21 protein-coding genes are annotated in these 25,694 nt (G+C 69.5%); 7 read left to right on the top strand and 14 right to left on the bottom strand.

Annotation, left to right across the window (positions count from 1 at the left end):
* Positions 1-86: 86 nt before the first annotated feature.
* A complete protein-coding gene (locus ACXIZN_RS01135; RefSeq protein ID WP_457951987.1) occupies positions 87-1,100 on the top strand; it encodes an asparaginase in 1,014 nt (337 codons plus the stop codon).
* 74 nt (positions 1,101-1,174) lie between these two features.
* Here the strand turns inward: ACXIZN_RS01135 and ACXIZN_RS01130 are convergent, their stop codons facing one another.
* The 3 genes from ACXIZN_RS01130 to ACXIZN_RS01120 form a co-directional block, all read right to left on the bottom strand.
* The gene (locus tag ACXIZN_RS01130) at positions 1,175-1,654 is read right to left on the bottom strand and encodes a cysteine dioxygenase (RefSeq protein ID WP_457951985.1); all 480 of its coding nucleotides are present in this window, start codon (positions 1,652-1,654) and stop codon (positions 1,175-1,177) included.
* A gap of 191 nt (positions 1,655-1,845) precedes the next feature.
* Positions 1,846-2,859: an NAD(P)H-dependent glycerol-3-phosphate dehydrogenase gene (locus ACXIZN_RS01125; protein WP_185927144.1), complete on the bottom strand. Its 1,014-nt coding sequence runs from the start codon at positions 2,857-2,859 to the stop codon at positions 1,846-1,848.
* Positions 2,859-3,602 carry a lysophospholipid acyltransferase family protein gene (locus ACXIZN_RS01120; protein WP_457951983.1) on the bottom strand — a complete coding sequence of 248 codons (744 nt, stop codon included), beginning with the start codon at positions 3,600-3,602 and terminating at the stop codon, positions 2,859-2,861. Before ACXIZN_RS01120 ends, ACXIZN_RS01125 begins: the two co-directional genes overlap by 1 nt.
* A gap of 57 nt (positions 3,603-3,659) precedes the next feature.
* On the opposite strand from ACXIZN_RS01120, the gene cofC reads away from it, so the two are divergent.
* The 3 genes from cofC (at position 3,660) to ACXIZN_RS01105 (ending at position 7,582) form a co-directional block, all read left to right on the top strand.
* On the top strand, positions 3,660-4,289 hold the full coding sequence (gene cofC / locus ACXIZN_RS01115; RefSeq protein WP_457951982.1) for a 2-phospho-L-lactate guanylyltransferase: 630 nt from the start codon (positions 3,660-3,662) through the stop codon (positions 4,287-4,289).
* Between the two features lie 66 nt (positions 4,290-4,355).
* On the top strand, positions 4,356-6,650 hold the full coding sequence (locus ACXIZN_RS01110) for an RNA degradosome polyphosphate kinase (protein ID WP_457951981.1): 2,295 nt from the start codon (positions 4,356-4,358) through the stop codon (positions 6,648-6,650).
* Positions 6,647-7,582: an NUDIX hydrolase gene (locus tag ACXIZN_RS01105; RefSeq protein WP_457951980.1), complete on the top strand. Its 936-nt coding sequence runs from the start codon at positions 6,647-6,649 to the stop codon at positions 7,580-7,582. Before ACXIZN_RS01110 ends, ACXIZN_RS01105 begins: the two co-directional genes overlap by 4 nt.
* Before the next feature lie 845 nt (positions 7,583-8,427).
* On the opposite strand, the gene ACXIZN_RS01100 is transcribed toward ACXIZN_RS01105, so the two are convergent.
* The 3 genes from ACXIZN_RS01100 to leuC all read right to left on the bottom strand — a co-directional run bounded on the left by ACXIZN_RS01100 (position 8,428) and on the right by leuC (position 11,417).
* On the bottom strand, positions 8,428-9,093 hold the full coding sequence (locus tag ACXIZN_RS01100; protein WP_126733599.1) for an HU family DNA-binding protein: 666 nt from the start codon (positions 9,091-9,093) through the stop codon (positions 8,428-8,430).
* 253 nt (positions 9,094-9,346) lie between these two features.
* Positions 9,347-9,949, bottom strand: a complete 603-nt coding sequence (gene leuD / locus ACXIZN_RS01095; protein WP_126733600.1) for a 3-isopropylmalate dehydratase small subunit — start codon at positions 9,947-9,949, stop codon at positions 9,347-9,349.
* Between the two features lie 49 nt (positions 9,950-9,998).
* Complete coding sequence (leuC, locus tag ACXIZN_RS01090) at positions 9,999-11,417, bottom strand: 3-isopropylmalate dehydratase large subunit (protein WP_457951978.1); 1,419 nt, start codon at positions 11,415-11,417, stop codon at positions 9,999-10,001.
* A 79-nt stretch (positions 11,418-11,496) separates the two neighbouring features.
* On the opposite strand from leuC, the gene ACXIZN_RS01085 reads away from it, so the two are divergent.
* A complete protein-coding gene (locus ACXIZN_RS01085; RefSeq protein ID WP_007031477.1) occupies positions 11,497-12,198 on the top strand; it encodes an IclR family transcriptional regulator in 702 nt (233 codons plus the stop codon).
* A 79-nt stretch (positions 12,199-12,277) separates the two neighbouring features.
* On the opposite strand, the gene ACXIZN_RS01080 is transcribed toward ACXIZN_RS01085, so the two are convergent.
* The 4 genes from ACXIZN_RS01080 to ACXIZN_RS01065 all read right to left on the bottom strand — a co-directional run bounded on the left by ACXIZN_RS01080 (position 12,278) and on the right by ACXIZN_RS01065 (position 15,797).
* Positions 12,278-12,670, bottom strand: coding sequence for a hypothetical protein (locus ACXIZN_RS01080; RefSeq protein WP_034320317.1), 393 nt, complete (start codon positions 12,668-12,670; stop codon positions 12,278-12,280).
* A gap of 103 nt (positions 12,671-12,773) precedes the next feature.
* Positions 12,774-13,436: a winged helix-turn-helix domain-containing protein gene (locus tag ACXIZN_RS01075; protein WP_457951975.1), complete on the bottom strand. Its 663-nt coding sequence runs from the start codon at positions 13,434-13,436 to the stop codon at positions 12,774-12,776.
* A gap of 58 nt (positions 13,437-13,494) precedes the next feature.
* Positions 13,495-15,144: a right-handed parallel beta-helix repeat-containing protein gene (locus ACXIZN_RS01070; protein ID WP_457951973.1), complete on the bottom strand. Its 1,650-nt coding sequence runs from the start codon at positions 15,142-15,144 to the stop codon at positions 13,495-13,497.
* Positions 15,144-15,797 (bottom strand): helix-turn-helix transcriptional regulator, encoded by a 654-nt coding sequence (locus ACXIZN_RS01065; RefSeq protein ID WP_192742814.1) that lies wholly within the window; start codon positions 15,795-15,797, stop codon positions 15,144-15,146. Before ACXIZN_RS01065 ends, ACXIZN_RS01070 begins: the two co-directional genes overlap by 1 nt.
* A gap of 159 nt (positions 15,798-15,956) precedes the next feature.
* Here ACXIZN_RS01065 and ACXIZN_RS01060 point away from each other — a divergent pair, with 159 nt between their 5' ends.
* Together ACXIZN_RS01060 and ACXIZN_RS01055 are read left to right on the top strand one after the other, a co-directional pair.
* Complete coding sequence (locus ACXIZN_RS01060; protein ID WP_457951972.1) at positions 15,957-16,622, top strand: response regulator transcription factor; 666 nt, start codon at positions 15,957-15,959, stop codon at positions 16,620-16,622.
* Positions 16,619-17,875, top strand: a complete 1,257-nt coding sequence (locus tag ACXIZN_RS01055; protein ID WP_457951970.1) for a sensor histidine kinase — start codon at positions 16,619-16,621, stop codon at positions 17,873-17,875. Before ACXIZN_RS01060 ends, ACXIZN_RS01055 begins: the two co-directional genes overlap by 4 nt.
* Positions 17,876-18,084: 209 nt before the next feature.
* Here ACXIZN_RS01055 and ACXIZN_RS01050 read toward each other — a convergent pair whose 3' ends face one another.
* Genes ACXIZN_RS01050 through ACXIZN_RS01035 form a run of 4 tightly spaced genes read right to left on the bottom strand, consistent with a single transcriptional unit; the run spans position 18,085 to position 25,600 of the window.
* Positions 18,085-18,555, bottom strand: a complete 471-nt coding sequence (locus ACXIZN_RS01050; RefSeq protein WP_091599085.1) for a hypothetical protein — start codon at positions 18,553-18,555, stop codon at positions 18,085-18,087.
* Entirely contained in the window at positions 18,548-24,883 is a 6,336-nt protein-coding gene (locus tag ACXIZN_RS01045; RefSeq protein ID WP_457951968.1) for a WXG100-like domain-containing protein, read from the bottom strand. The genes ACXIZN_RS01050 and ACXIZN_RS01045 overlap by 8 nt, the downstream gene beginning before the upstream one ends.
* A 13-nt stretch (positions 24,884-24,896) precedes the next feature.
* The gene (locus tag ACXIZN_RS01040; RefSeq protein WP_143055413.1) at positions 24,897-25,220 is read right to left on the bottom strand and encodes a hypothetical protein; all 324 of its coding nucleotides are present in this window, start codon (positions 25,218-25,220) and stop codon (positions 24,897-24,899) included.
* A 5-nt stretch (positions 25,221-25,225) separates the two neighbouring features.
* Positions 25,226-25,600, bottom strand: coding sequence for a YbaB/EbfC family nucleoid-associated protein (locus ACXIZN_RS01035; protein WP_457951966.1), 375 nt, complete (start codon positions 25,598-25,600; stop codon positions 25,226-25,228).
* Positions 25,601-25,694 lie beyond the last annotated feature (94 nt).

Raw genomic sequence — 25,694 nt, 5'->3', positions numbered from 1 at the left:
CGGAGACGTGGTCGGTCAAGTCTCGTGAGTGGTAAGGACGGTTAGAACCGTCCTTACCACTCACGAGTCTTTGGAAGAATGTCCTCATGAGCGTCTCCCCTGAGAAACGGCCCCTTGTCGCCGTCGCCGCCCTGGGCGGCACCATCTCGATGGTCCCCGGCGACGGCGAAGACCACGCCGTCCCCCGGCTCACCGCCGCCGACCTGCTCGGCGACCTGGGCGAGAACCTCGAGATGGATGTCCGCGCGGAGACGCTCGCGGGGATTTCCAGCGCCTCGATGGATTTCGCGACCCTGATCAGGACGCGGGATTGGGCGGCCAAGGCGGTTGACGAGGGCGCTGACGGCGTCGTCGTGGTCCAGGGCACGGACACGCTCGAAGAGACCGCGTACTTCTTCGAGCTGACGTGGGCCTCCGAGGCGCCGATCGTGATCACCGGCGCGATGCGCAATCCCAGCCTGCCCAGCGCCGACGGTGCGGGAAACATCCTCGCCGCGCTGACCGTCGCCGCCGATCCCCGCAGCCGGGGCCGCGGCTCGCTGGTCGCGTTCAACGACGACGTCCACGCCGCTCGCTGGGTCCGCAAAACGCATTCGAGCCACGTCGAGGCGTTCTCCTCGAATCCCGCCGGACCGCTCGCGCTGCTCAGCGAGGGCTTGGTGCACTACTTCCACCCGGTCGCCGCCCGACCGGCGGCGTTGTCGTTGGCGAACGCGGACTTCTCCGGGCTGGTGCCGATCGTCGAGAGCGGTGTCGAGGACACCGGCGAACTCCTGGAAACGCTGGTCAAGGCCGGGGTGAAGGGGGTGGTGCTCGCCGCGAACGGCGCCGGGCACGTTTCGGCGGGGTCCGCCGAAGTGATCGAGCGGGTCCTGCCGGAGGTGCCGATCGTGGTCGCCGGCCGCACCGGCGCCGGGCCGACGTTCCGCGGCACCTACGGCTTCCGCGGTTCCGAATCGGATCTGATCGCGATGGGCGCGACCATGGCGGGCTGGCTGGACCCGCGCAAATCCCGGCTCCTGCTGCACACCCTGCTCGCCACCGGCGCCTCGCGAGACCGCGTCGAGGCCGAATTCCGGCTCCGGGGCGACCTCGCCTGACTCGGCGTTTCGTCCTCTGAATGCGGTAGTTGCACGCGCAAGGAGAGCATTCAGAGGACGAAAAGCGGGAGGTGTCAGTCCCGGACCGGGCCCGAGACGGGGTCCAGGTGGTACGGCCGCATCGCGCGGGGCCGGTGCCGGTAGACGTGCACGCTGACGGCGGGATCCGGGCCGTCGTTGCGCACTTCGTGGACGTAGCCGGGGCCGAAGACGCGAGACTGGCCCTCCGACAGCGAATGCAGCTCGGTCACGGCACGCCCGTCGACGGCGCGCCGGGCGACGGTCTCGCTCAGCTTCCCGCTGACGACGGTGAACGCGCCCGCGGCGAACTCGTGGTCGTGCAGGTCGGTGCGCTGACCGGGCAGCCAGCTCATGAGCCAGATCTCCTGCAGCTCGTCCGAGTCGACGAGGGCGGAGAACCGCTGGCCGGGGTCGTAGCGCAGCAGGTGCCGCCAGCGATCACGGTCCGCGGCGAATTCGAGCGCGACGCGCACCGGGTGGCGCAGGGCGGGGTTCTCGGGAATGACGAGCGTGTTGTCCGGGACGGCGAACATGAAGGGTCCTCGCAGAAGGAAGTGGGTGTCGAGCTGGGCCGGGGCTGAGTTCACCGACAACAGCGACACGACGCACACGAGACGGCGCCAAGACCCGAGAGGCCCCGCGACACAGTCATCCCACGTGCGAACATGCGCTCAGCGAACCAGCACGGGGCCCGGCGGTCAACCGATCCCACACCGTGGACCGCTCAGGACCATTCGTGCTTCTGCGACCGGCCGAGCAGCTCGGCTCCCGCGCGCCGCGGGTCGACCCCTTCGTGGCACACGCGGTGCATCGCGTCGGTGATCGGCATGTCGACACCGAGCCCCATCGCGAGCTCCCGGATCGACGTGCACGATTTGACGCCCTCGGCGACCTGACCGCCGGTGGCCGCGAGCGCCTGCTCCAGCGTCTCGCCCCGGCCGAGCCGTTCGCCGAAGGTCCGGTTGCGCGACAACGGCGACGAGCAGGTCGCCACCAGGTCGCCGACGCCGGCGAGCCCGGCGAAGGTCAGCGGATCGGCGCCCAGTTTCGCGCCGAGCCTGGCCATCTCGGCCAGCCCGCGGGTGATCAGGGTGGCCACGGTGTTCGCGCCAAGCCCGAGCCCGGCCGCCATCCCGCAGCTGAGCGCGATGACGTTCTTGCACGCCCCGCCCAGCTCGCAGCCGACGACGTCGGTGTTGGTGTACGGCCGGAAGTACTGGTTGAAGCTCGCCCGCTGGATCGCCTTGGCGTTGTCGTGGTCGGTGCAGGCCAGCACCGCCGCCGCCGGCTGCCCCAGCGCGATCTCCTTCGCCAGGTTCGGCCCGGACACGACCACGATCTGCCCGGCGTCGACGCGGGCGATCTCGGCGATGACCTCGCTCATCCGCTTGAGCGTGCCCAGTTCGACGCCTTTGGCGAGGCTCACCAGGATCGCGTCGGCGGGCAGCAGACCGGACCACTCCGACAGATTGGTCCGCAACGTCTGGCTCGGCACCGCGAGCACCACGGCCTGCGCGCCGTCGAGGGCCTCGGCCGGATCCGCCGTCGCGGTGATCCGCTCCGGCAGTTCGATATCGGGTAAATAGGACGAATTGCGGTGACGTTCCCGGATGTCGGCCGCGACCTCGGGCCGGCGGGCCCAGATGGTCACGTCGCGTCCGGCGTCGCCGAGCACCTTCGCGAACGCCGTCCCCCACGATCCGGCGCCGAGCACGGTCACCCGCTGGACCTCGGCCATCAGGCGTCGTCCTCCGGCTTCTTCGCGGGCGGTTCCTCCTGGCGGATCTCCGCGAGCAGCGCGGTGATCTCGGTCATCATCAGGTCGGTGACCTCGCGCAGCTTGGACGCGCTGCGGGTCGAACCGTCCTTGTAGGCGGAAAGATCCATCGGCTCGCCGACCAGATGCGTGATCGTCTTGCGCGGGAACGGGGTGAACTTCTTCGTGTAGCCGTTGAAGATGTGGTTCGTGCCCCAGCGGGCGATCGGGATCACCGGCACGTCGGTCTCCAGCGCGAGCCGCGCGGCACCGGTGAACGGCTTCTTCGGCCAGCCGTCCGGGTCCTTGCTGATCGTCCCCTCCGGATAGATCACGACGACCTTGCCGTCACGCAACGCCTGGTGGGCGGCCTTGAGGCTGTCACCGGCGGCGGCCGAACCACGCGAGACCGGGATCTGGCCGGCGCCGACGAAGATCTTGCCGAAGAGCGGTGTCCTGGTCAGGCTCTCCTTGCCGAGGAACCGCGGCACCCGCTTCTGGCGGTGCACGAACACCGCGTCCACCGCCGGGTCCATGTGGGACACGTGGTTGAGCAGGAGCAGCGCGCCGCCTTCGCGGGGGACCCGCTCGGCGTTGCGGTAGACCCGCTTGCCGATGGCGGTCGCCGGGTAGAACAGTGCGGCGGCGATGCCCACCCAGATGCCGCCCTTCTCACGCCGGGCCAATTCGTCCTCCTCGAAGTCACACGTGTCGTCCCAGGCCACTGATCCTGCCGCGCGCGTACGAGCGCGGTCCAGGGAGGGTCGGGTAAGAAGTGAGATGTGGATGTGGACCTGATCGTGCCGATGAAACGCCCGGCGGAGGGCAAGTCGCGGCTTCGCGGCGCGGTCGTGCCCGAGCGGCACGCCGAACTGGTGCTGGCGCTGGCCTACGACACGTTGTCCGCGGCGACCTCCGCGGACGGGGTACGCCGGGTGCTGGTGGTCGCCGCCGACCCGGCGTCGGTGGCGGATCTCACCGAACTGGGCGTCGAAATCGTCACCGAACCGTCGCGTGGCGGATTGAACGCCGCCCTGCGCCACGGTGAGGAACTGCTGCGCAGGGACACGCCGTCCGGTCTCGTCGGCGCGTTGCAGGCCGACCTGCCCGCGCTGCGGACCGAAGACCTCACCGCCGCCCTCGCCGAGGCCGCCGGGCACCGGGCGTTCGTCGCGGACCGGCAGGGAACGGGCACGACCCTGTTGCTCGCGGGGGCGGGCAACGCGCTGGCGCCCCGGTTCGGCGAGGGTTCCGCGCGGGCGCACACCGCGTCCGGTGCGACCCCGCTCACGATCGCCGCGGAATCGCTCAGGGCCGACGTGGACACCGCGGATGATCTCGCTCACGTTCGCACGCTCGGTACCGGAAAGCGCACTTCAACGCTGTTGGGAACACCCTGCGTGGCGATGTGACGAGAGTTCACCCTGGCGACCCGCGCGCGGCGCACATAATCGCCCCAAGTGGTGAACAATGAAGCCGTGAGCACAAACGACGGCGGCACCCCGAACTCGGCAAGGAAGCGGAAGACCTCCGCCGCGAAACCGGAACCGGACAGCGGCACGGCGAAACCCGCCAGGACGAGAAAGAACAGCAGCCCGGCCCCGCGCACGGCCGTCCGCGCGACGCGCGGCGGTTCGGCGAGCCGTCCCGCCCAGGAGTTCCGCGCGCTGCCCGCCGCGCCGCCCGCGGTGACGTCGGCGCCCACCGCCGTCGAATCCCTGCCCGACGACCGGTACTTCAACCGCGAGCTGTCCTGGCAGGATTTCAACGCGCGCGTGCTCGCATTGGCCGAGGACGAGTCTCAGCCGCTGCTCGAACGCGCCAAGTTCCTGGCGATCTTCGCGTCCAATTTGGACGAGTTCTACATGGTGCGGGTCGCCGGGCTGAAGCGCCGTGACGAGACCGGGCTCCCGGTCCGCAGCGCGGACGGGCTCACCCCGCGCGAGCAGCTGGCCTACATCGCCAAACGCAACCAGGACCTGGTCGAGCGGCACACGAACGCCTTCGAGCTGCACCTGCGGCCGCAGCTGGCGGAAGAGGACATCCTCATCGTCGGCTGGAACGACCTGGCCGGCGCCGACCAGCTCAGGCTGTCCAACTACTTCAGCGAGCAGATCTTCCCGGTGCTCACACCGCTGGCCGTGGATCCCGCGCACCCGTTCCCCTACATCTCCGGCCTTTCGCTCAACCTGGCCATCACCGTCCGGGACCCCGAAGCCGGCACGGAGCGGTTCGCGCGGGTCAAGGTGCCGAGCAACGTGCCGCGCCTGATGCGGATCGAGCAGCAGCCGCGGGAGAGCCGCACCGCGACGTTCCTTCCGCTGGAGGAACTGATCGCCGCCCACCTCGGCGAGCTGTTCACCGGCATGGAGGTGACCGAGCACCACGCGTTCCGCGTCACCCGCAACGCGGACTTCGAGGTCGAAGAGGACCGGGACGAGGATCTTCTCCAGGCGCTGGAACGCGAACTGGCGCAGCGCCGGTTCGGCCCGCCGGTGCGGCTCGAAGTGGCGCAGGACATGAGCGAGCACATGCTCGAACTGCTGCTGCGCGAACTGGAGGTCGACCCGCGCGACGTCGTCGAGGTCCCCGGTCTGCTGGATCTCACCTGCCTGCACCAGTTGTCGGGTGTCGACCGCAAGGAACTCAAGGACCGCCCTTTCGTTCCCGCCACGCATCCGGCGTTCGGTGAGCGCGAGACACCGAAGTCGGTGTTCGCGACGCTGCGCGAGGGCGACGTCCTCGTGCACCACCCGTACGACTCGTTCTCCACCAGCGTCCAGCGGTTCATCGAACAGGCCGCCGCGGACGACAAGGTGCTGGCGATCAAGCAGACGCTGTACCGCACCTCCGGCGACTCGCCGATCGTCGACGCGCTGATCGACGCCGCCGAGGCCGGCAAGCAGGTCGTCGCGCTGGTCGAGATCAAGGCGCGGTTCGACGAACAGGCCAACATCACCTGGGCCCGAACGCTGGAACGCGCGGGCGTGCACGTGGTCTACGGGCTCGTCGGGCTGAAGACGCACTGCAAGGTGTCGATGGTGGTGCGCCAGGAGGGTTCGACCATCCGCCGCTACTGCCACATCGGCACCGGCAACTACAACCCGAAGACCGCGCGCCTGTACGAGGACCTCGGCATCCTGACCGCCGACCCGACGATCGGCGCGGATCTGACGGATCTGTTCAACGTGCTGACCGGGTACTCCCGCCAGGACACCTACCGCAACATCCTCACGTCGCCGCACGGGATCCGCCGCGGCATCGTGCGCGCGATCGGCGAGGAGATCGAACTCGCCCGCGCCGGCCAGACGGCCGGGATCCGGATCAAGTGCAACTCGCTCGTCGACGAGCAGGTGATCGACGCGCTGTACCACGCTTCCCAGGCGGGGGTTCCGGTCGACATCGTGGTTCGCGGGATCTGCTCGCTGAAGCCGGGTGTGGAGGGGCTGAGCGAGAACATCCACGTGCGGTCCATCCTCGGCCGCTTCCTGGAACACTCGCGCGTCTTCACCTTCCTCGCGGGCGGCACGCGGTGGATCGGCAGCGCGGACATGATGCACCGCAACCTCGACCGCCGGATCGAGGCGCTGGTGCGGGTCAAGGATCCGAAGCTGACCGCGCAGCTGGACTACATCTTCGAATCCGCCTTGCATCCCTCGACCCGGTGCTGGGTGCTGAACTCGACCGGCGAGTGGACCCCGTTCCCCGCGTCGGGCGACGACGTCCGCGACCACCAGGTCGAGCTGGCGAAGCGGCACGGGGCGGCGGGATGAGCGGGGTCATCCGGGCGGCGGGAGCCGTCCTCTGGCGTCGCGACGGGGACCGGATCGAGGTCGCGCTGGTCCACCGGCCACGCTACGACGATTGGTCGCTGCCGAAGGGAAAGCTGGATCCCGGCGAGACCATCGCGGGCGCGGCGGTCCGGGAGATCGAAGAGGAGACCGGCTTCGAGGCGGTCCTCGGCCGCTATCTGGTCCGGACCGGATACACCGTCGCGGGAGCGCCGAAGACCGTCGATTACTTCTCCGCGCACGCCGTCTCCGGTGCCTTCGCGCCGAACGAGGAAGTCGACGAGCTGCGCTGGCTCGACGCGGAGGCGGCGGAGAAACTGCTGACGCGGGCCGAGGACGTCCGGGTGCTGCGCGAGTTCTCCGCGCTGCCGTCCGAACTCGCCACGGTGATCCTGGTGCGGCACGCCAAAGCGGGGAAACGCGACGAGTGGAACGGCGACGACGACCTGCGTCCGCTGTCGGACGCGGGCCAGCGCCAGGCCGAAGCGCTGCGCTCGCTGCTGCGGCTCTACGCGCCCGGCAGGGTGCTCTCGGCGCCGCGCCTTCGTTGTGTCCAGACGGTGAACGGGCTCGCCGAAGACCTCGGCGTCGAGATCCGGCACGAGCCGCTGCTGTCGGAAGAGGGCTACTGGCCGGACCCGGTCCTCGGTGTCGCGCGGCTGCTGGCCATCGCCGCTGACGGCGGGACGCCGGTGATCTCCAGTCAGGGCGGGGTGATCCCGGACGTCGTCAGCGCGCTGGCCGATCGCGACGGTGTCGATCTGACCGCGGCGCGCGGCGGCGTGGTGCCTTCGAAGAAGGGTTCGTTCTGGGTGCTGTCGTTCCGGCCCGCGAGCGAACAGGACGGGCCGGTGCTGGTGGCCGCGGACTATTTCGCGTCGCCTTTGCCCACGCCGGCTCCCGCGCACCCCTGAGGCTTTGTCACGCGTGAAGGCCCCCTTGCCTCGGCTGGCCCGAGGGAAGGGGGCCTTCACGCGCTGCAGGGCGATTTGAGGACTTGCTGGGCCCCTCTGTCCGGCGCGGGGGTGTCGCGAAAGCCACTTTCGGGACGTCTGATGTCGCGAAAGTGGCNACGCGTGAAGGCCCCCTTGCCTCGGCTGGCCCGAGGGAAGGGGGCCTTCACGCGCTGCAGGGCGATTTGAGGACTTGCTGGGCCCCTCTGTCCGGCGCGGGGGTGTCGCGAAAGCCACTTTCGGGACGTCTGATGTCGCGAAAGTGGCTTTCGCGACATGCGGCGGGGCGCGCGCCGGGTTGGCCGAGCCCGCCGCCCCTCCACGTTGCGAAAGTGGCTTTCACAACGCTGAAGGTTGCGAAAGTGGCTTTCGCAACGCCCCACGACGACCGAGCCCGCCCCCATGTTGCGAAAGTGGCCTTCGCGCCCCTCACGTCAGGCTTGGCCCCACAAGGAAATCCGAAGCACCGCTCCCCCACGTGGGTGACGCGCCTACTCCGCCTGTGTCGACGCGGACCCGCACTCATCGCTCCACTGTGGAGCCACCCACCGGGAAGGCGCGTCCATCGGGGTGACAGGGAACCCCGGGGTCGAAGCGGATTCTTTTCCGGAACTTCGCCCACCGGCACGAGAATCGCGTCACATACGCCACTGGGCGGCCGCGGATCCGTAGCGGCCCCAAGATCCCCGGAGACCACGAGCGAGCGCGTCAGGGCAAGACAGGTGCTTCCTTGGTGTCCTGAAAATGCGGCAGGGCCCCGCGCCGTGCGCGGGGCCCTGCCGTTGGCTCTCTCCTGCCGAGGGAGCTTACTTCTTCTTCGCGGCAGCCGAAGTCCGCTTGGCCGGAGCCTTCTTCGCGGGAGCCTTGGCGGCGGTCGCCTTGGCGGCCGGCTTCGCGGCGGCCTTGGTGGCGGTCGCCTTCTTGGCCGTGGTGGCGCGAGTCGTGGCCTTGGCGGCGGTCTTCGGCGCGGCCTTGGTGGCGGTCGTCTTGGCCGCCGCCTTGGTCGCGGTCGCCTTGGCGGCCGGCTTCGCGGCGGCACGCGTCGTCGTGGCGGCGGCGCGGGTCCGCGTGGTCGTGGAACGCGTCGCGGCCGGGCGGCTGGCGGCCGTCCGGGTCGTCGTCGCGCGGGTGGTGGTGGCGCGGGTGGAGGTGCCGGCGGTCGCGCGCTTCACAGCGGTGGCCTTCGGCAGCTTCTTCGAACCACTGATGACGTCCTTGAAGGTCGTGCCGGCGCGGAACGCGGGCACGTTGGTCTTCTTGACGCGAACGGTCTCACCGGTGCGCGGGTTCCGCGCGGTGCGGGCGGCGCGGGCGCGCTTCTCGAACACACCGAAGCCGGTGATGTTCACCTTCTCGCCCTTGTTGACCGTCCGGATGATGATGTCGACAAGGCCATCGACGGCCTCCGACGCGACCTTCTTGTCGCCCAGGCGCTCCGACAGCGCCTCGATCAGCTGGGCCTTGTTGGCCATTCCAGTCCTCCAAGAAGAACTACTTGTACACGGCCCCGTCGGCCGACTTAGCGCACACGGTATTACCAATGCAGCACAAATTCCAAACGACGCGCGGAAATTTCCCTTGTCTCGGGGGCTGTTCCGCCTCCCGAGGGACCCCTTCAGGGCCTCTCGAGGTGCCGTTCGGTGTGGTTTCGGGGCTGTCGTGGAGGACCCCGGCCGGGGTGCGGATTCCCTGCTCAGCAAGGGAATCCGCCCCCTTCGGCCGCCCCTAGGAGGAGGCCGCCGGGAGGGTCACCGGCTTCCAGGAGGGCCGCTGGGTCTCGAAAGTGTCGATCTCCTCCGCGTGGCGGAGCGTCAGGGCGATGTCGTCGAGCCCTTCGAGCAGCCGCCAGCGGGTGTAGTCGTCGATCTGGAAGGGCGCGGTGAAGTCCTTGGCTCGTACCGTCTTCGACTCGAGGTCCACCGTGACCTCCGTCCCGGGCTCGTTTTCGAGCAGCTTCCACAGCAGTTCGACGTCCGCCTGCTCGACCTGAGCGGCGACGAGGCCCTGCTTGCCCGAGTTGCCGCGGAAGATGTCCGCGAACCGGGAGGAGATGACGACCCGGAATCCGTAGTCCATCAAGGCCCACACCGCGTGCTCACGGGACGAGCCGGTGCCGAAGTCCGGGCCCGCGACCAGGACCGACCCGTTCTTGAACGGCTCTTGGTTGAGGATGAACGACTCGTCGGACCGCCAGGCGGCGAAGAGCCCGTCCTCGAAGCCGGTGCGGCTCACGCGCTTGAGGTAGACCGCCGGGATGATCTGGTCAGTGTCCACGTTGGACCTGCGCAGCGGGACCCCGACGCCGGTGTGGTGGGTGAACGCGTCCATGTTGGGAACTCCTTCGCGGATGTCAGCGATGTCAGTGCCGTCTGCGCCGTCAGCGGGCGACGGCGGGCCGCAGGTCTTCGGGGCTGGACAGCGTGCCCCGCACGGCCGTGGCGGCCGCCACGAGCGGCGAGACCAGATGCGTCCGGCCGCCCTTGCCCTGCCTGCCTTCGAAGTTGCGGTTCGATGTCGACGCGCTGCGCTCACCCGGCTTGAGCTGATCCGGGTTCATGCCGAGGCACATCGAGCAGCCCGCCTGACGCCATTCCGCGCCCGCTTCGGTGAAGACCCGGTCCAGCCCTTCGGCTTCCGCCGCCTGGCGGACGCGCATCGAGCCGGGGACGACGAGCATCCGGACCGAGTCGGCGACCTTGTGCCCGCGCAGGACGTCCGCGGCGGCCCTCAGATCCTCGATACGGCCGTTCGTGCACGAGCCGAGGAAGACGGTGTCCACCGCGATCTCGCGCAGCGGCGTGCCCGGCTTCAGGTCCATATAGGACAGGGCCTTCTCAGCGGCGATGCGCTCGTTCTCGTCGCCGATGCGCTCCGGGTCCGGCACCTCGGCGCCCAGCGGGAGACCCTGGCCCGGGTTCGTGCCCCAGGTCACGAAAGGCGTGAGCTCGTCGGCGTTCAGGCGCACCTCGGCGTCGAAGACGGCGTCGTCGTCGGTGCGGAGTTCGCGCCAGTTCTCGACGGCGGCGTCCCAATCGGCGCCCTGCGGAGCGTGCGGGCGGCCCTTCAAGTACTCGAACGTCGTCTCGTCCGGCGCGATGAGCCCGGCGCGCGCGCCGGCTTCGATGGACATGTTGCACACCGTCATCCGGGCTTCCATCGACAGCTTTTCGATGGCCTCGCCGCGGTACTCGAGGACGTAGCCCTGACCGCCGCCGGTGCCGATCTTCGCGATCACCGCGAGGATGATGTCCTTCGCGGTGACGCCGGGCCGCAGCGAACCGTCGACCGTGATCGCCATCGTCTTGAATGGACGGAGCGGCAGGGTCTGCGTGGCCATCACGTGTTCGACCTCGGAGGTGCCGATGCCGAACGCCATGGCGCCGAAGGCACCGTGCGTCGAGGTGTGACTGTCGCCGCACACCACGGTCATCCCCGGCTGGGTCAGGCCCAGCTGCGGGCCGATGACGTGCACGATGCCCTGCTCGGCGTCGCCCATCGGGTGCAGCCGGACGCCGAACTCCTTGCAGTTGGCGCGAAGGGTGTCGACCTGGGTGCGGGACACGGGATCCGCGATCGGCAGCTCGATGTCGATCGTCGGGACGTTGTGGTCCTCGGTCGCGATGGTGAGGTCGGGGCGGCGCAGTTTCCGGCCGGCCAGGCGGAGTCCGTCGAACGCCTGCGGGCTGGTGACCTCGTGCAGCAGGTGGAGATCGATGTAGAGCAGGTCGGGCTCGGCCCCCTCGCCGCGCCGCACCAGGTGCGACTCCCACACTTTCTCGGCCAGTGTCCGGGGCATTTCCGGCTCCTCACATGCGGTGAAATCGGCACTTCCCACCATCTGGACATCTCAAACTTCGGGAAGATAGTATCGGCTTGTGGGACAGCATAGCGGTATCGGAGTACTCGACAAGGCCGTGGCCGTGCTTCAGGCCGTGGCCGAAGATCCTTGTGGCCTGGCGGAACTGTGCACGCGGACCGGTTTGCCGCGCGCGACGGCGCATCGGCTCGCGGTCGGCCTCGAAGTGCATCGCCTGTTGCGCCGCGGCCCCGACGGGCGCTGGCGCCCGGGTACCGCGCTCGCGGAACTGGCTGGCGGTTCGACCGACCCGCTGCTCGACGCGGCGAGTTCGGTGCTGCCGAAATTGCGCGACATCACCGGCGAAAGCGTTCAGCTGTACCGCCGCGACGGCGTCCAGCGCGTGTGCGTTTCGACCGCGGAGCCGCCGAGCGGGCTCCGGGACACGGTGCCGATCGGTTCACGGCTGCCGATGACCGCGGGCTCCGGCGCGAAGGTGCTCGCCGCGTGGTCGGATCCGCACACACAGCGCACGATCCTCACCGAGGCGGTGTACGGGGAGCGCACCCTGCTCGAAGTCCGCCGCCGCGGCTGGGCCCAGAGCGTGGCCGAGCGGGAACCCGGTGTGGCGAGTGTCTCGGCGCCGGTGCGGGATTCGACGGGCACCGTCGTCGCCGCGGTGTCGGTTTCCGGGCCCATCGAACGTATAGGGCGTAAACCGGGGGCGCGCTGGGCGGCGGACCTCCTCGCCGCCGCGGACGCGCTCCAGGAGCGCCTCTGAGCCCCCGAAACGAGTGAAGGCCCCCTTCACTGCGTCCAGCGCAGTGAAGGGGGCCTTCACGTACTTCCGAAGGGTCCTATCAGAACTCGTCGGCCTTGGTGAGCTCGTGTTCGAACGTGTCGGCACGTGTGACGAGCGCCTTCAGCGGGTGCTCGAACTCGTTGACCAGGTTCAAGTCGACCAGCGGGATCGTGTGCTTGAGCAGCGCGACACCGTCCACCACCGCCGCGCCGCCGACCGAGTCGCCGCCCGCCAGTTCGAGCAGGCGCCGCAGATCGATCTTGTCGGCCCAGCCGACCGGGGACGAGATCTCCACCCACTCCGCGCCGTCGTGGTCGGGCAGGTGGTGCAAGGACACCTGCTGGCCGCGGCCGTCGCCGGTGTCGACCCGGAACCGGAGCCAGTCTCCCCGCTCTTCGAGCACCTCGTACCGCGCCCGGACGAAATTGATCACGCCTGCCCAGATGGACACCCTCGTCACCTCTCGGTTTCGCCGCCTCGTGCGCTGTCGAGCATGGCACATCCGGGGCGGCCGGAGTGGCGATGGTCTCGTTCAGGGGCGGTTCGAGCCGGGGTCAGAGCGGCGCCATCCGGTAACCCGACCCCCGCACGGTGTGGATCAGCGGAGGGTCCTTGAGTTTCCGGCGCAGCCGCGCGATCACGACGTCCAGCACGTTGGACGCCGGATCCGCCATCTCGTCCCACGCGTACCGGATCAGTTCCCGCCGCGAGACCGGCCGCCCGGTCGCGGCCATCAGCCGCTCCATGACCAGATACTCCTTGCGCGTCACGGTGAGCAGCACGCCCGCCCGCGAGATCTGGTGCCTGCCCGTGTCGAGTTCGACGTCGGCGCACCGCAGGACCACCGCCTGCCCGGCCATGTCGCGGCGGCACAGGCTGCGCACCCGCGCGATCAGTTCCGGCATCGCGAACGGTTTGACCAGGTAGTCGCCGCCGCCGACGCGCAGGCCGTCGATCCGGTCGGCGACGCTGTCGCGCGCGGTCAGGAACAGCACGGGCAGCGGCCATCCGGCGCTGCGCCGGTTGCGCACGTAGGCCAGCGCGTCACCCGAAGGCAGCATCCGGTCGAACACCGCGCAGTCGTAGGCGTTCACCATCAGCGCCTCGTCCGCGCCGGGCAGGTCGGCGGCGGTGTCCACCGCGAACCCGTCCCCGCGCAGCGCGAATTCCAGCGCCACCCGCAAGTTCTCGTCGTCCTCGGTCACCAGCACCCGCACACCGGAACTCTAGTCCTTACCGGTGAACCCGTGTCTGCGATCGACCTTCCGCAGGGCATCAGCGTGCGATGGCCGCCTCCACGTCGGCCACGTGCAACCCGCGCAGTTCTTCGATCGCGGGCATCCGGCCCAGCAGCCGCAAGCGTTGTGACTGAGCCGTGCGTGCCTTCTCGAACAGCAGCCGCGCGTCCCGCGCGTTGCCGAAGTTGACGTCACCGGAAACTCGCCGGAAATGGCCGGTCAGCACCGGGCCCGCGGCGGGATCGAGTTCGTAGTCCCCGGCGGACGCCATCCGCCCGAAGATGGCGAGCAGTTCGTCCGGGCTGTAGTTCTCGAACTCGATCGTCTTGCCGAAGCGCGACGCGAGACCGGGGTTGGCGGCGAGGAAGTCGACCATCTCACCGGTGTACCCGGCCACGATCACCGCCACCTCGTCGCGATGTTCCTCCATCAACGGCACCAGGGTGTCGATGGCCTCCTGGCCGAAATCGCCGCCGGAGCCGGCGAGCCGCGTCAGCGTGTACGCCTCGTCGATGAACAGGACGCCGCCCTTGGCTTCCTCGAACACCGTCGCGGTCTTCTCCGCGGTGTGCCCGATGTACTGCCCGACGAGATCCCGGCGGGAGACCTCGCGGAACTGGCCGACCGGCAGGACTCCCAGCGCCTTCAGGAGTTTGCCGTAGATCCGCGCGACCGTCGTCTTCCCGGTGCCGGGCGCGCCCGCGAAGATCAGATGGTGCCCGGCGGCGCCGACCGGCAGCCCGGCCCGGCGGCGCCATTCGTTGACCTGCAACTCGTCGACCAGCGAGCGGACCTCTTCCTTGACGCCGGGTAGGCCGATCATCCCGTCGAGTTCGGCGAGCATCTCGTCCAGCGCGTTGTCCCCCACGACGCCGGGGTCCGCGGTCTCACCGATCGTCGGTGTCGCCCCTTCGGCGATCGCGATACCCGGTTCCGCGGTGTTCGAGACCCGGCAACCGGAGATCTCGCCACCGCAACCGGACGCGAAGGCGATCCCCGGGCCACGGGTGTCGGTGACCGTGCAGCGCTTGAGAACCGGCACACCGTGGTGCGCGACGGCGATGCCTTCGTGACCGGTGTGCGAGACGGTGCAGCCTTCGACGACCGGCCGGGCGTACTGGTAGACGTAGATCCCCCTCAGCCCGCAGCCGGTGACCGTGCAGCGGAGCACGACCGGATCGGCGCCCTGCCCGAGGGTGATGCCGTCGCCCGTCACGTCTTCGACGGTGGTGTCCTCGATCCGCCCGGGCGAGCCGTCGACGAGGATCCCCTGCTCAGCACCCGAGATCACGCAACCGCTCACGGTGAACGCCGTCGTGCCGCGGATCGCGATCGCCGGGCCGCGTCCGCCGGAGACGGTGCAGTCCCGGACCGTGAGTTCCGTGTCGTCGGCCTGGATCGCGGCCGCGCCGCCCGCCAGGACTTCGATCCCTTCGAGGACGAGCGCTCCGCCGGTGACGCGGAAAACGGGCCGTTCCGCGCCCCGGCCGTCGACGACGACGGTGGCGCCGTTCGCCGCGACCAAGGTCACCCGGAGGCCGGTCAGCTCGACGGTTTCCGCGTATTCACCGCCCGCGATGGTGATGACGGCGCCGTCGGACGCCTCCGTCAAAGCGTCGCCGATGGTCGGGTACGCGCCCGGCCGCCGGGCCACCAGCAGGACACGGCCGGGAGTCGAGGTCGTCATCAGCCCGCCTTCGCCATCAGCCAGCCGCGGTCGACGGCCTTGGCGCCGGCCTGGAACCGGCTGCGCGCGCCGAGCCGGTTCATGATGTCGGCGACCATCCGGCGCACCGTGCGCACCGAGACACCCAGGCGGGCGGCGGCGGATTCGTCGGTGGTGCCGGAGAAGAGCAGCGTCAGCAGCTCCTGCTCGCGGCAGGTCAGGATCGAGGCGTTCCCGTCGTCCGGGAGGTCCAGCGGGACGAGCGGGGCGGCGGCCTGCCAGATCCGCTCGAACAGCCCGACCGTCGCGGTGACCACGCCGGGCAGCCGGAACACCGCGGAACCGGCCTGCCTGCCCTCCGCCGGGAGCACGACCGAGGTCCGGTCGATCACCAGCGCGTCCATCGGGACTTCGGCGTCGGTCCGCACCTCGGCGCCGGCCCGCGACATGCGGTTGAGCGCGCCGGACATCCGCGCGGAATCGGGGAAGAGCACCTTGTGCCGCACGCCGGGCCGCACGCCTCCGAGCGCGATCCGCTGGAACGCGGTGTCCGTTCCCGTGCTCATGACGAGCACCTCCCCGGTCGCTTCCGCGAGCAGTTCGCCGAGCCCCGCCCGGTCGCTGCCCGGGCCCGTTCCCGTGACCAGGCTGAGCTGGCCGGTCTGCACGGTCATCGCAGGTACCTCCCTCTTCCCCCGGCGCGGTGCCGCCGACGACGTCCTGTTCATGCCAGTTCCCCGCCACCGGGGCGGCCGCGGGCACCCGACGCGTTAGCGTTCAGGGGCACCGGGAACTGCACGCGTCTACTTTCGCTGTCCGAACATGAGGTTTTGATGACACGGGTGATGGTCGTCGAAGACGACGAGAATCTGCGGCTCGCGCTGGTCACGCAGCTCCGCGCGGCCGGCTACGCCGTCGACGAGGCCGGTGACATCGCGACCGCGGACCGGCTGCTGCGCGCAACCCACCACGACTGCGTGGTGCTGGACCGGATGCTGCCCGACGGCGACGCCATCGAGTACGTCCACATGCGACGGCAGCTGGGCTGGCGCGCGCCGGTGCTGTTCCTCACCGCCCGCGACGCGCTCGCCGACCGCGTGGCCGGCTTCGAGCACGGCGGCGACGACTACCTCGTGAAGCCGTTCGTGATGGCCGAACTGACGGAGCGGGTGGCCAACCTGTGCCACCGGTCGGCCTTCGACCGGCCCTCGGTGCTGCACCACGAAGACCTGGTGATGGACTGCGCGCGGCGCGAGGTGCGCCGGGCGGGCGTGCTGCTCACCTTGACCAACAAGGAGTACGCGGTGCTCGAATACCTGCTGACCAGGGCGGGCCTGCCGGTGCAGCGGGCCGACCTGATCGAGCACTGCTGGGACGCGCAGGCCGATCCGATGTCCAATGTGGTCGATGTGGTGGTGAAGCGGTTGCGCCGCAAGCTGAAGGAACCCGAACTGATCCACGCCGTCCGAGGCCTCGGCTACCGGCTGGGCTCGCGGTGAACACCCACTCCTCGGCCGATCGGCTGCGCAGGCTGCGCTGGACGCTGACCGCGTTGTTCACCGTGATGAACACCCTCGGGCTGGTCGTCTTCGCGTGGCTGCTCATCACCGAGGACGGTGGCCAGGGCGAGGAACGGATCGACGCCGCGCTGACCCAGGTCACCTCGTCGGTCAGCAGGCAGGTCGCCTACGACGACGGCACCGTCGGCTTCGGCCTGGTCAACACCGACGTGCTGAACGACCGCTGCCCCCAGTTCGCGATCCTGCCCGGCGGGGCGCCAGCGTTCCAGCCGCACTTTTCGCGGGCGAACTGCGTCCCGATGAGCACGCAACTGCTGAACGGGCTCGCCACCGAGGCGGTGAAGACCGGCAAGCTGGTGCAGGGGCATCAAAAGGCGTCGAACGGCGACATGGTCAAGGTCCGTGCCGAACCGCTGCGCGACGGTGACGGCAAGACCTTCGCGGCCGTCGTCGCGGTGCAGTCCACCGAGGCCGAGGATTCCGCGCACACCACGTTCACGCTGCTGGTGATCGGCGGCACCGTGCTGCTGGTCGCGATCCTGGGCTTCGCGGGCCACCTGCTGTCCGGGCGCTCGATCCGTCCCGCGGCCGCGGCCTTGCAGCAGCAAGAGGTCCTGCTCGCCGAAACCGCGCACGACCTCCGCACCCCGGTCGCCGCCCTGCGCGCGCTCGCCGAAACCGCGATGGCCAACCCCGCGCAGTCGGCGGAACTCCTGCCGCGCACCGTCCGCCTCGCCGCGAGAATGGGCGGGATCATCGACGATCTCCTCGTCCGCGCCCGGCTGGCCGCCGGGGTGGAACAGCTGAGCATCCAGCCGATCTGGCTCGATCAACTGGTGGTGGGCATCGTCGAGGACACCGCGACCGACGGCGCCGAAGTCACCGTCACCGCCGCGCCCACCAAGGTCAACGCCGATCCCGCGCTGCTGCAACGGGCGATCGGCAACCTTCTCGACAACGCCATGCGCTACGGCCGCCACCCGGGCTCGAAGGCGTTCGTGCACCTGACCGTCGCCGGCGGCACCGTGACCGTCGCGGACCACGGCCCCGGTATCGACACCGCGCTGGCGGGCGAGGCGTTCGACCGGTTCGCCAGCACCGGCGGGTCTTCCGGGCTCGGGCTGTCGATCGTGCGCTGGGTCGCGCAGGCGCACGGCGGCACCCTCGCGGTGTACAACGCGGACGAGGGCGGCGCGATCTTCGAACTGCGGTTCCCGGTCAGCCCGAACTGACCGTTCTGCCGAGTGGCGAGGCAAACGTGTCCTGTCGGGTGTCAACGCCCTTCACTGCCCGGCGTTCGCCGCGATCGGTGGGTCATACGCTCCTCGTGGGCGGCGGAGGCTCGAAGGTGTCCTGAAAGCCACTTTCAGGACACCAGACGTCTCGAAAGTGGCTTTCGCGACACGGCCCTCGTGTCACGCCGCCGTTGCCTTGCCCCTCGCTAACCCGGTTCGACGGCGGTACCTCCCAGCAGCGACCGGAACTCGAATGAGGGCGGTTCTCCCGCGTCGCGACGCGCGAACTCCTGCGCCCACAGGGCGAAGGTCCGCGTCCACATCGAGCGGAGGAGGGCGTGCTCCTCCGGTTCGAGGCGCCGCGACTCCTCCCTCGCCTTGTCGTAGACGGCCTGGATGGCGTCGTAGAGCGCGAAGATCGGCCCGTCACCGCGAAGTGCCCGTGAACGCTTGATCTCGGTGAGTTCGACGTAGCCGGCCTCGTCCAGCACCGTGACGTCCTCTCCCATGGCGAACAGCACCTCGTGGACGTGCGAGGCATCCTCGTCGATCCGTCCGGTCCTCAGGTTGAGAAGATGACCGGTCAGGCCACCCTCCGGAGTTCCGTCGACCCGGTAGGTCAAGCCGTGGTAGCGGAAGAACATCGGCAGTTCGTCCGCCAGCGGGTTCTCACTCACGGTCTTTCCCTTCGTCGTCTTCGCGGCCGTCTTCGTCGTCCGCGGTCATGCCCCGGTTCGTCGCCTCCTGGAACAGTTCCCGTTCACGCCTGAGTATCAGTGCTTCGATCGCCGTCTCCTCCGGAGTCACCGCGCGGTCCTGTTCCCTGCTCACGGCCGCGAAGTCCCGCCGCACCTCGTAGAGGCTGTGTTCGTAGCGTGCCACCTCGTCGATGGACTTCAGATGCAGCCTGAATTCGGCGATATGCCCGCTCGACAGGCGAACGGACATCTGGATGTCCCGGTAGCCGCTCTTCTGTGGTCCGGCGAAGCGGTCTTCCAGGTACACGATGCTGATCGGCGACCCCTCCGAGGCCAGCCGGGCGTGCAGGATCGCCAGCGCCCGGTAGACGTCGGCGACGGTGTCGAACCGCACGAGGGCACCGACCACGTCGGTCAGCACGGAGCCCGTGCCGTCGTCCTTCGCCAGTTTGTCCAACGCGCGCACCCGGCTCTTGACCTTGTCCCGGTACTTGGCGATCCCGCCCGCCTCCGCCGCCAGCCAGTCCGCCAGTTCGTTCAGCTCGTCCTGGTTCGAGCGCCACGATGCCTCCAGCCCGGACAGGAACTCGTTCTGATAGGCCCGGAGCTGCTCCGGCGTCGAACCGGCGGGTGGGGCGTAGCCGAACTGGCCAGGCTGTACCCGCCGGTCCTGCTCGGGGATCCCGGACACCGCGTCCTCGACGGCCTGGCGCTGGAAGTCGGCCAGTTCGATCGGACCTGGCCGCGGTGTCTCCCGGTGTGCGCGGAGAATGTCCTCCGCGCCCCTGGTTTCCAGTTCGGCCAGCGATTCCAGGACGATCTCGACCGCCTCCGGATATTGGAGCACGTTTCCCAGCGTCTGTGGCCTGGCCAGCAGGGAGTTCAGCAGGAACGGTGTCCGGAGAAGCGTTTCGACGAACTCCGGATGCCGCGGCAGCAGCTTGGCGATCGCGTCGCCGATATGGAATGGGACACCGCCGACCTTGATCCGCGAATCCGGATCCCGCCCGCTGATCTCGTTTCCCCGCCGCAGCGCGTCTTGGACGTCGGCGCGACCGAGGAACTCCGCCGTTTCGTCCCGGCCGGGGTTGATCACCGCGTCCAGGGAACTGGCCGTACCCGCGCTCTCCGGCCCGGGCTCCGCCGGCGGCAGGTTGCCCGGCGCCGGAACCTCGACCGGCGCCGACGCACCGGGCGTGAACCTGGCCCAGCCCTTGCCGCTGGGGAATCCGTGCACCCGAAGCGATCCGTCCGGCATCACGTCCAGCCTGGCCAGCGGCGCGATCACCTCGGCACCCAGCGCGTCGGCGTACCGCTGCGCCCAGCCGGACGATCCGGAATGGCAGGAGTTCAACTGGACCGGACGCCCAGGTGTGTAGTACGGACTGGCCAGCGTCGCCTCGGCCACCTGCTCGGGGCTGAGCATGAAGATCTCTTCGATGGCCCGCATCTGCTCTTGGGTCAGGCGGCTGTCCACGGTCAGGCTGAGGCCGGGGATCGGGTGACCGTTCCCGCTTCCGTGCAAAGTGACCACGTAGGCTCGCGCGCCGTCCGGGCGCTGGGCGATCATCACCCGCATGTGGGCGTTACGGGTGGTCATGTCGTCGCCGATCGACATCCCGCCAGGCGCGTAGAGAACGCCCTCGCCGGTGACCACGGCTCCGTCCCACGGCCCAGGGGCCACCTTCCGCCGGGCTTCGATCCACCGCGAGCCGCCGACTTCGTCGTGCCGTGACGCACCCATCGTGGCGGGGCCGGGTGACTCGCCGAAGGTGATCTCCCCGGTATCCGGATCGATCCGGGCGGTCGTGAACCGGCCGTTCGGATCACGCGGTGGCAGGCCTTGCGGACGACGACGGCGGGGACCCTGTTCGTCGGTGTTCCGCGGCCGGATCACGTCGGAGGGCCCGCTCTTGGGCGGTTTCAGCTCGAGGGCGCTGTCGATCGTGTTGGGAACCCCGAGGAGCCGCACGGCGAGGAGGATCCCCATGAGGATCCGGCGCCCCGAGGACAGCACGGGGGCGTTGGCCGCTTCCATCGCCCGCTCGATCGCGCCGGGTTCGTTCGGGCTCGCGGGAATCTCACCCGGAGGCCCCGGCAACGGACTCGGGCGGGCTCCCGGCGGCGCGGCCGGATCCCCCGGACGCAGTGTCTCCGTCTCGAAGACACCGCGGGTGAAGGTGTTGCCGCGATGGACCCGGTCCCGGCCGGGGGCGCGGCTCCCGGTGCTGAGGTCGTAGTCGTGCACGACCACCGGCTGCCCGTCCACGACGAAATCGAGCGTGAGGTTCGGGACCACCCACCCGGAGTAGTGCGACGGCCCACCCGGTGCGCGGCCCTGTCCGTCGAGGGAATACGACGGCGAGGTGCGCAGCCGGAACCGTCCGAAGTGGTCGCCGAGGATCTCCCGTTCCCTGGCGATGACCTCCTCGGCGAAGATCTGCTGGATGAAGATCCCCCTCAGCGCGGGGGTCATCGTGCCGTTCCTGACGTGTTCGACGATCTTGCGGGCCCGCTCGGACTCGGCGGGAACGAGTCCTTCCGCGAGCTTCGCGAATTCGCGGGCGGCGTGGTCGGCGGTCTCCTGCAACGCGGACCGGATTCGCGAGCGGACCCAGTGGGCTTCCAGGATCCTCGCGACGTCACGGACCCGGAGCGGCCGCGAATCGGCGGGCAGCAAACCTTGTTCGAGCAGGATCAGCCGGAGGTCGTTCCATGCCAAGCCCGCCTCGGCCATCAGCGTGCGGAGCGCGGTCTCGCTGCGGAGACTGAGGAGCAACCGGCTCCGCGTGAAGTCGTGCTGCGGCAACGAGTGCTCGTGCCGGGCCGGATTGTCCGGGTGGTAGAACCGTTCCGCGTGCGACGAGGGTGGTACCGGCGGCCCCGGCGGTGGTCCGGGCGGGTTGGCTGGCGGCCCCGCGGGTGGCGACATGTCGACGTCCACTTCGCCGGTTCCCGGGGTGAACCGCGCTCGGCCTCGCCACGGTGGGCCCTCGGGATCGTCCGGCGGCGGGCCCGGCTTACCGGACTCGTCCGGGGCCGCCTCTTCTTCATGACGTTTGCGGATCAGTTCCACCGGGCCGCTCTTGGGCGGTTTGGTCTCCATCGCGCTGTCGATCGTGTTGGGCAGGCCGAGGAGCCGGACGGCGATGAGCACGCCCATGAGGAACCGCCGCCGGAGCGAGATCGCGCCGGCGGTCTCCGCCTCCATCGCCCGGCGGATGGCCTCCGGATCCTCTTGCCCGGCACGGGTTTCATCGGGCAGCGGATTCCCTGAAGCGGCGGGTGGCAACCCCTGGGGACCTGGCGGATTCGGGGACGCCGCGGCGGACGGTCCGTCCGGATCCCGCCGGGCGACGACGGTGAACCGCAGGCCGTTCCACTGGAGGACGGCGTCGGCACCGGCGGCGATCGCTCCGTCGACCTCGCTGGTCAGTTCGTTGCTGAACACGGCGATGACCAGCGCGCCGGGGCCCGCGTCGCGCCGGTGCTTGTCGATCTGTTTGACGATCGACGTTTCGCTGTTCGCCCCGACGTTCTTGACCTCGAACCGGACCTCTACACCGCTGTCCGCCAGTACTCCGTGGACATCGATGTCGGTGTCGCTGGTCTTGATGCCGAGCCCGGTGACCCGCAGGCCGGTCAAGCCCAATTCGGCGAGCTGGTCCGGGGTGAGCTCGGTGAGGGCGAGAGCGACCCGGAGCTCACCCTCGAGGCCGGTGAGATTCGCTTGGTCACCGTTCAGCTGTTCCCGGGTCGCCGGGTCACCGTCGGCCAGCATGCCGAGGGCACGCTTCAGATGCTTGCGGACGCTTTCGCCGATCTTGTCGAGACCCGGAACCCCGTTGACGGCCAGATGATCGAGGATCTTGCGGAGATGGGTTTCCAGCGTCAGCGGCAATTCGGCGTTCTTGCCTTCGGCTTCGGCGGCCTCCGTCAGCTCGGCGCTGAGCCCACCGAGCTTCCGCAACTCGGTTTCGGCCACCGCCCGGCCGTACGGACGCGGTTTCTTCGCGGCCACTTCGCGGATCGCGGCGCCGGCCCGGGCGGTGAACACCTCCAGTGGTGTCACCCGCGACATCCCGGCCGCCCGGTTCGCCAGCATGGCCCGGATCTGTTCGGCATACAGGGCCTTGAGCTGTTCTTCGAGCGGACGGCTGGTCCGGTCGCGAGGAATCAGTTGCGCGAGAACACTCTTGAGCAGGCCTTCCAGTTTTCTGCCCGCGACGGCCGGGCCTGCCTCGCGGACGGCTTCCTGGACGTCCGGCGGCAGAGCGTCCCAGACCTCCTCCACCTCGGGCGACAGGTCATCGGGATGGTCCGGTGGTGTTTCCTCGTTTTCGTTCCGCAACGGGCCGTTTTTCTCACCGGAAGCTCGCGGGGACGACGCCGGGACGAAAACCGGTGCCGAGGGAAGGACAGGCTCTTCCCCCGGAGTCGCCGGTTCCGCCGGATCACCTTCGGCGGGACCGTCAGGGCCGTCCGGTGGCCCCTGTTCATCGGGAATCTCGGCGGGCAGTACGGGTACGTCGGGTGCGGGCTCGGACGGGGCTTCCGACGGCGTGGTCTCCCCGTCCTGGCCGGGATCCGCCCCCGGCTCGGACCGGTTCGGTTCACCTTCCGTCGGTTTCGCGTGCGGAGTCCTACCCGGAACGTTGGCAGGGCCCGGCTGCGCCGGGCTGGCCGGTGCGGAAGTGCTCTGGCTCGATCCGCCCTGGGCCGGACCCGGTTGAGCGGTGGCGGCCGAAACCTGGGCATGACCGGGTTGTGCCGTCGCCTGTGCGGAAGTCGACGTCGAAGAGGAACCCTGTTCGGGCGCCGCCTGTCCCGGACCGGATTGTGCTGCCGAACCAGGCGTCGTCGACGACACCGATGTCTGCTGCGCCGGGGTATTCGGACCGCTTCGGGACGTGTGCTCCGCGGCGGAAGCCGAGGACGACTGGCTCGACGCCGCCGTACTGGCGCTCCGATCGCTCGCGGAAGTGTCGGTGGCCGCCCGGCTTTCACCGCCGCCGAAGGCATCGGCGCCCCGGCCGGGTCCCGTCGCCGCTCCGGTGGAAGAAGTCGAGGAACCCGGATGAGCGGCACCGGTCTCTTGGGCCGCACCGGTCGATTGCGGTGCACCGGTTTCCCCCGCGCCCGCGGCGGAGGCACCGTGTCCCGCACCGACCGCGGCGGTTTCCGGGGCCATGGCCGAAGGTGGAGTCGGACCACCGGGCGGGTTCCCGGACTTCGCCACTTCTCCCGGTCCGGTGGACACGTCCTGACCGAAGACCGCGTTGTGCGCCTGCACACCGGCGAGGTGGGCGTTCCCTCGAACGGGACCGATCGCTCCCGACGTGAGCCAGTTCTCCTTGATCGACTTCTGGTAGCCGGACACGTCGTCCAGCGCGCCCCAGTTCCCGTTCACCATGTTCTCCGCCGCGTAGCTGGAGATCGGTGAGGAGATCGCGTTCGTGGTGAAGGAGCTCACGGCGGTCGAAACGTGCTTGCCGACCGGGTTGTCCAGCGCGTTCTTGCCGGCGTCGGTCTTGCGGATCCCCTTGCCGAGCAACGCTCCGGGCGTTCCGACCACCGCGCTCACCGGTGCGCCGACCGCCCCCGCGACGGCGTTCGTGAAGCTTTCCTTGGCGTTGAAGCCGTCCTGATATCCCTGGGAGATGTTGAGACCCTGCTCGATACCGTTCGTGACGACCTCGTCGCCCGCCTCCTTGATCGGGATCATCACGACCTTTCCGGCCTTGGCCGCCCAGTTGCCGAGGCGGCCACCCAGGCTCGCGATCTTGACCAGGCTCGCCAGCCTGAGCGCCATCCTGGACGCGAACAACCACGGGCCGCCGGGAATGGCGAACATCAGGGCGAAGTCCACCGCCGCGTGGATCAGTTCCGATCGGATCTGATTCCGCGTCCGCGCGACCTGCTCCCCGTACTGGTGGCAGAACTCCCCGATCCGGCGCATGCTGACGGCGAGGTCCTCGTAGCCCTCGCTGCCGCCTCCGTACTGGCCCTTGTTGACCTCACGGATGAGGAAGTACATGTCGAAGCCGTTGGCGTCCGGCCAGGTCTCCTTGATCCGCTCACCCGCCCGGGCGGCGGCCCCCACCGCCAAGTCGAGGGCGTCCGCCCCCGCGATCCAGGCGTCGCCCAGCGCTTTGGCCGTGTCCGGATCGTCGGGCGGCCAGATGTCGTCGATGACCCCGCCCGCCGCGTTCCACGCGCTGACGGTCCAATCCCACAGAGTGCCGCCGACACCGGCGGCCGCCTCGCCGACGCCCGAGAACGGGAGATTCACGGCCGGATAGGACATCGCCTTCGCCCGCTCAGGTTCCGAGGACCCGGGTCGCCTCGGTCTGACCGTCCTCGTAGACGTTCGCGCCGGTTCTTCCGTTTGTCGCCACGTTCCCGTAGTTCACCGCCACGGAATCGGCGCTCTTGAGCAGGAGAGGGGTATTGGTCTTGCAATCCTGGAACATCTCCCCCATCTTCCCGCCGCCCAGTTGCTTGGTGAGCTCTTCGATCGTCCCGCGCAAGGGCGCCCACTTGGTCTGGAAGCCGGACCCCGCGGCACTCAGCGCGTCCAGTTCCCGCCTTGTCTCCTCGAGGTAGATGTCGATCCGGCCATCACCGTTGCGGTCCGTCGCCACGCCGCTCACCGCCCGCCGGCGCGCTCGTCGAGCCGGTGCAGCAACGGGTCGAACCGCAGGTCCGTTCCCTCCGGAGTCGTCCCCTCCGGCAGGAAGCCCGCGGCGATGGCCAGCCCCTTCTCCTGGGACTCGGCCGCCGCCCGGTGCATGGTCTCGGTGATGCTCTCGGCCAGCGCGGCCGAATCCAAGGTCCGGTAGACACGAGGGTCCAGCCAGAGCTCGATCAGCTCTCCCGCGCCGCCGACCGTCACACTGATCAATCCGTCGCCGGAATCGGCGGTGGCGCGGATCCCGGCCATCCGTTCTTGCATCGTCCGGACGTCCTCGGCAAGCCGTTCGTAGTCGGCGTACATGTCCGCCCCCGGAAACAGCGCTTCCACGGCCCCTCCTAGATCGCTTATGGCCAGTCTCGCGTCCGAAACGGGCGCGAACGACGCGATGGCCGCTTGCGGCCACCGCTCCGTCCCGGGTCAT

Source organism: Amycolatopsis sp. TRM77291 (assembly GCF_054166285.1).
Note: the sequence above shows the minus strand (reverse complement) of the source record. Positions and strands in the feature narration are given on the sequence as shown.

Coding starts and splice junctions, on each gene's coding strand:
- ACXIZN_RS01135 (WP_457951987.1), top strand. CDS start 87: ATGAGCGTCTCCCCTGAGAAACGGCCCCTTGTCGCCGTCGCCGCCCTG.
- ACXIZN_RS01130 (WP_457951985.1), bottom strand. CDS start 1,654: ATGTTCGCCGTCCCGGACAACACGCTCGTCATTCCCGAGAACCCCGCC.
- ACXIZN_RS01125 (WP_185927144.1), bottom strand. CDS start 2,859: ATGGCCGAGGTCCAGCGGGTGACCGTGCTCGGCGCCGGATCGTGGGGG.
- ACXIZN_RS01105 (WP_457951980.1), top strand. CDS start 6,647: ATGAGCGGGGTCATCCGGGCGGCGGGAGCCGTCCTCTGGCGTCGCGAC.
- ACXIZN_RS01100 (WP_126733599.1), bottom strand. CDS start 9,093: ATGGCCAACAAGGCCCAGCTGATCGAGGCGCTGTCGGAGCGCCTGGGC.
- leuD (WP_126733600.1), bottom strand. CDS start 9,949: ATGGACGCGTTCACCCACCACACCGGCGTCGGGGTCCCGCTGCGCAGG.
- leuC (WP_457951978.1), bottom strand. CDS start 11,417: ATGCCCCGGACACTGGCCGAGAAAGTGTGGGAGTCGCACCTGGTGCGG.
- ACXIZN_RS01070 (WP_457951973.1), bottom strand. CDS start 15,144: ATGACGACCTCGACTCCCGGCCGTGTCCTGCTGGTGGCCCGGCGGCCG.
- ACXIZN_RS01065 (WP_192742814.1), bottom strand. CDS start 15,797: ATGACCGTGCAGACCGGCCAGCTCAGCCTGGTCACGGGAACGGGCCCG.
- ACXIZN_RS01060 (WP_457951972.1), top strand. CDS start 15,957: ATGACACGGGTGATGGTCGTCGAAGACGACGAGAATCTGCGGCTCGCG.
- ACXIZN_RS01045 (WP_457951968.1), bottom strand. CDS start 24,883: ATGTCCTATCCGGCCGTGAATCTCCCGTTCTCGGGCGTCGGCGAGGCG.